The organism is Pseudomonas sp. Ga0074129 (assembly GCA_001465025.1).
Lineage (GTDB): Bacteria > Pseudomonadota > Gammaproteobacteria > Pseudomonadales > Pseudomonadaceae > Aquipseudomonas.
In genome coordinates this window covers 1-4,745 of record LNDO01000123.1, presented here as the reverse complement: position 1 = coordinate 4,745, position 4,745 = coordinate 1, and the positions used below count along the sequence as shown (strand labels likewise).

At 59.4% G+C, this 4,745-nt stretch carries 5 protein-coding genes; 4 read left to right on the top strand and 1 reads right to left on the bottom strand.

The genetic code is table 11. The features are described 5' to 3' along the window. From AUK77_RS18890 to AUK77_RS18875, 4 genes are all read left to right on the top strand, one after another. Window positions 1-243 (top strand): AraC family transcriptional regulator (locus AUK77_RS18890; RefSeq protein ID WP_296132842.1); only part of this gene is annotated, 243 nt, incomplete at its 5' end. Between the two features lie 451 nt (window positions 244-694). After that, on the top strand, window positions 695-1,270 hold the full coding sequence (locus AUK77_RS18885) for a recombinase family protein (RefSeq protein ID WP_033902375.1): 576 nt from the start codon (window positions 695-697) through the stop codon (window positions 1,268-1,270). A gap of 4 nt (window positions 1,271-1,274) precedes the next feature. Further along, window positions 1,275-2,912: a DDE-type integrase/transposase/recombinase gene (locus AUK77_RS18880; RefSeq protein WP_200876640.1), complete on the top strand. Its 1,638-nt coding sequence runs from the start codon at window positions 1,275-1,277 to the stop codon at window positions 2,910-2,912. Further along, window positions 2,902-3,873, top strand: coding sequence for an AAA family ATPase (locus AUK77_RS18875; protein ID WP_024015038.1), 972 nt, complete (start codon window positions 2,902-2,904; stop codon window positions 3,871-3,873). The genes AUK77_RS18880 and AUK77_RS18875 overlap by 11 nt, the downstream gene beginning before the upstream one ends. A 307-nt stretch (window positions 3,874-4,180) precedes the next feature. Here AUK77_RS18875 and AUK77_RS18870 read toward each other — a convergent pair whose 3' ends face one another. Continuing rightward, window positions 4,181-4,651: a hypothetical protein gene (locus tag AUK77_RS18870; RefSeq protein WP_296132840.1), complete on the bottom strand. Its 471-nt coding sequence runs from the start codon at window positions 4,649-4,651 to the stop codon at window positions 4,181-4,183. Window positions 4,652-4,745 lie beyond the last annotated feature (94 nt).

Here is a 4,745-nt window from a genome sequence, read left to right as displayed (position 1 = left end):
GCGCGCTTCGCCGCCGCGTTCAAGGACGCGGTGGGCGTCACGCCGGGCGACTATCTGGCCGACTGGCGGATGAACGTCAGTTGCACCCTGCTCAAGCAGGGGCGGCCGGTGGCGGTGGTGGCCGACCGCGTCGGCTACGGCAGCCCGAACGCTCTGGCGCGCGCCTTCCGCGTGCGCATGGGCTGCGCCCCGCGCGACTGGCTGGCGCAGCAGCGCGGTGACGCGGCGCTCAGCGGTTCGTGAGTTTGAGTTCGATTCGCCGGTTCTTGGCGTAGGCGGCGCCGGTGTTGCGCTCGTCGAGCGGGTGAAATTCGCATCACGCCGGAACAACTGGCGGAACTCCAGGTGGCGATCCGTCAACGGCTGGTCAGTCTGTTCGTGCGGCGCGGCCGGCTGGACAAGGCTGAGTCAGTGGCGCAGGTAGCTGGATGACGCTGTCCCGCCCTGAGCCGACGCTCACAGGCGGGGATTTCCAGTGTCGTCATTGTCGGCTATTGGCCGGCAGCAGCCCGTCGTTGCCTGATGGATCCAACCCCTCCGCTGCTATAGTGCAGTCGGCTTCTGACGTTCAGTGCAGCCGTCTTCTGAAAACGACACAATTCCCACGCAAACCCGCATCGTTGGCATCCAACTACAGTCTCCATCTTTCAGTATCCGACTACACTGAACTATCGCTGAATAGTTGGACAACGCCATGTTGATTGGATATGCCCGCGTCTCGACCGACGACCAACTCCTCGATCTGCAACGCGATGCTCTGGCGAAGATCGGCTGCGAGCGGGTGTTCGAGGATACCGCCAGCGGTGCCAAGGCTGAGCGGGTTGGCTTGACCGCTTTGCTGGCCACGCTACGCCGTGACGACACCGTGGTGATTTGGCGCCTGGATCGCCTCGGCCGCTCGCTGAAGGATCTGATCCGGCTGGTTGAGCAATTGGACGCCGCCGGCGTCGGCTTGCGCAGCTTGCAGGAAAACATCGACACCGCCTCGATTGGTGGCCGCCTGGTGTTTCACCTGTTCGGTGCCTTGGCCGAGTTCGAACGCAACCTAATCCGCGAGCGCACCCAAGCCGGCTTATCCGCTGCACGGGCGCGAGGCCGCAAGGGCGGACGCAAGAAACGGCTCGACCCGGCCAAGCAGGAGCTTGCCCTGCGCCTCTACCATGAGCGGAAACATACCGTGGCGGAAATCTGTCGGATGATGGGCATCGGCCGCTCGACGCTCTACAACTATCTCACCGAGGCCGAGCGTGATGCCCAGCGGGCGGCGTAAAGCCATCCCGACCGATTCGCTGATGCAGTTGCGGCAGCGGCTCGACCGTCTGCCCAAGAAAAGCCCGGAACGGATTACTCAGGTGGCCGCGATAGCCGAGTTGTACGGCGTGTCCCCAAGCACCGTATACCGGGCGCTGAACCTCATCCATAAACCCCACGCGGCTCACCGCGCCGACCATGGTAAGCCGCGGGTATTGCAGCAGGCCGAGCTGGAGCGCTACTGCGAGCTAATTGCCGCGCTGAAACTGCGCACCACCAACAAACAAGGGCGGCACCTATCTACCCGCCGTGCCATCGAGCTGCTGGAGGGCTATGGGGTGGAAACCGAGCAAGGCTTGGTCAAGGCGCCCAAAGGGGTTCTGACCCGCAGCACGGTGAACGAGTACCTAAGCCGCTGGCACCTGGACCAGTCGCGGCTGTTGCGGCAACCACCGGCCACCCGCTTTCAGGCTGCGCACAGCAATGACTGCTGGCAGTTCGACCTGTCGCCCTCCGACCTCAAGCACATCGATAAGCCGGACTGGATCGATCCGGCTAGGGGCATGCCGACGCTGATGCTGTTCAGCGTGGTGGATGACCGCAGCGGAGTGGCCTATCAGGAGTACCACTGTGTATATGGCGAGGACGCGGAGTCAGCGCTGCGCTTCCTGTTCAACGCCATGACGCTGAAGGCGGACCCGACTTTTCCCTTCCAAGGCCGCCCGAAGATGATCTACCTGGACAACGGCCCGGTGGCCAAACGCCGAGTATTCCAGAACGTCATGCAGGCGCTGGACATCGAATGGCAGACACACATCCCGGCCGGCAAGGATGGCACCCGCACCACGGCTCGCTCGAAAGGCAAAGTGGAGCGCCCCTTCCGCACGGTGAAGGAAGCCCACGAGACGCTGTATCACTTCCACAAACCGGAAACCGAAGCGCAGGCCAATGAGTGGCTGCTGCGTTATCTGGTGCGCACCTACAACGTGCAGGATCATCGCTCCGAACCGCATTCGCGGATTGAGGACTGGCTGGCCAACCTGCCCGTCGAGGGCCTGCGCGAAATGTGCACCTGGGAACAGTTTTGCCGCTTTGCCCGCGAGCCGGAACGACGCAAGGTCGGCGTCGATGCCCGCGTCACCATCGACGGCACGGCCTACGAGGTGGAGCCCGACATGGCGGGCGAAACCGTGGTGTTGCTCTGGGGCTTGTTCGATGACGAACTCTATGCCGAGTTCGAGGGGGAGCGCTTCGGACCTTACTACCCCGTCTCCGGGCCAATTCCCCTACATCGTTACCGCGCCTTCAAACGCGGCAAGGCGGATGAGCGCTCTGATCGCATCCGCTTGCTAGCCGGCCAGCTTGGCCTGCCTATCGCCGCATTGGCTGGCGACGATGTGCGACTCACACCCTCTATTATTCCGACGGCACTGCCACGCCAACCCTTCGATGCCGAGGCGCACGAATACCGGTTTCCCAATGCCATCGCCGCCAAGCTCGCCATTGCCGATGACCTAGCGCAGCCGTTGGCTAAGCTCTCTCCCGACGATCAAGCCTTCATCCATCAGGTGCTGAGCGAAACCCTGACACGCCGCATTGTCTTGGAGCGCGTGCGGGGCTACTTCCGCCATAAGAAAACAGGAGAAGAACATGCGGGCTGAAGTAATGCAGCACTACGGACTGGCGTTGCCACTGAACCAGGCCGGCTATTTTGAAACCGCCCACCATCAGCAGTTGATCAAGGACATCAAGGGGGCGATCTTCGAAGGACGGCTGATTGCACTGTGCGGCGTCATCGGCAGCGGCAAGACCGTAATGCTGCGCCGGCTTCAACAAGCGATGGAAGAGGAAAAGAAGATCACGGTCTCCAAGTCTCTCGCCATTGAAAAGCACAGCATCAAGCTGGCCACTTTCATCGCAGCGCTCTTCTATGACCTCTCCACCGAGAAGCAGGTACGCATCCCCACCCAGGGCGAAAAGCGTGAGCGTGACCTACGCGAGTTGGTGAGGAAGAACAAGCGCCCGGTCGCCCTGTTCGTCGATGAGGCCCATGACCTCAACGGCCATACCCTGACCGGTCTTAAGCGTCTGATGGAGCTGGTGGAGGACGGTGACGGGCGGCTGTCGATCGTGTTGGCCGGGCATCCCAAGCTGCGTAACGACCTGCGCCGACCGACGATGGAGGAAATCGGCTACCGCACCGACATCTTCTCGCTCGATGGCATTGCTGGCAGTCAGCGGGAATACATTCAGTGGCTGCTGGAAACCTGCACTGCGGGGAAGGTCGAACCCGAGTCGATTCTGACCGAAGACGCGATCGACCTACTCGCCACTAAACTGCGCACGCCACTGCAAATCCAACTGCACCTCAGCCTGGCACTGGAAGCCGGCTACCTGACCGGCGAGAAACCCGTTTCGGCGGAACTCGTGCAATCGGTGCTGTCGCGCCAACTGGATGATCTGGAGCCAACCCTCACTCGTCACGGCTACCGCATCAAGGATCTAGTGGAGCAATTCGATGCCAAACCCACCGAAATCAAGGCTCTGTTCAGTAATGCGCTAGACCCGGCGCGGGCGGTTGAGTTACGTGACAAGATGCTGGCAGCGGGCTTGCCTATCTGAGTCCTGTCATTTGCAAATAATGCAGGCTGGCGACGATGGAATGCAGGTCGGCGCGGATCAATGCAGGCTCATTCGCAGTTAATGCTGGTTTGCCGGGCCGGTCAGTCGCAGTTAATTCCGGTCGAAAATCGTATTGATTGCAGGTCGGGACGTTTTTAAATGCAGGCCGCTACACCTAGTAGCTGGTTAACGGAATCGCCCGAACCAGGCAGATGGCGACAGATGCAGCGCCACGGCCCACAGGTAAGGGAGATAGCTACCTGAGACGGCCATAGCGAAAACAGAGACGTCTTATAACGCCAATTGACTAAACGACACTTAAACCGCCGGGGCTACTCCTTAGGCGCTCATTTACCCTCAAAAGTCCCTCACATTTTCTTTTATAGAAGTCAGTTTCAGCCTCATAAATAGCAATCTTCGACAAGGCTTGATCTCTTTCTTTTCGCATGACTTCAACCTGTTTCCTCAATTCTCCATTTATTACCCTCAGCGTCTTTTTTTGCGTTGAAGCGAACACCTCAAGCTCTGATGCTTCTCGAATACTAGAGTTATGAGCGTCGATTGCATCACGAACATGAGAATTCCATGGACTATTGAGGGCAACATTACTTTTCAAGCCCGCACCAGACCAAACGTCCTTGTAAGACCATAGCGCATCTGGTTTTTCCTTCCCCAGTTGCTCAACAACTTTCAACATTGCCTCAGTATTTTTTACCTTCAGGGCCTCTCGATTTTCCTTGAGGCCTACCAAGCTGCCACGAGGTTTTTTATTATTCACCTGAATTCAACCCATAAGTGCAACGCTCACCCCTGCATACACTTCGTACGGTGTCTTCCAGCCCAGGCGTTTGCGTGGGCGTAAATTGATCTTC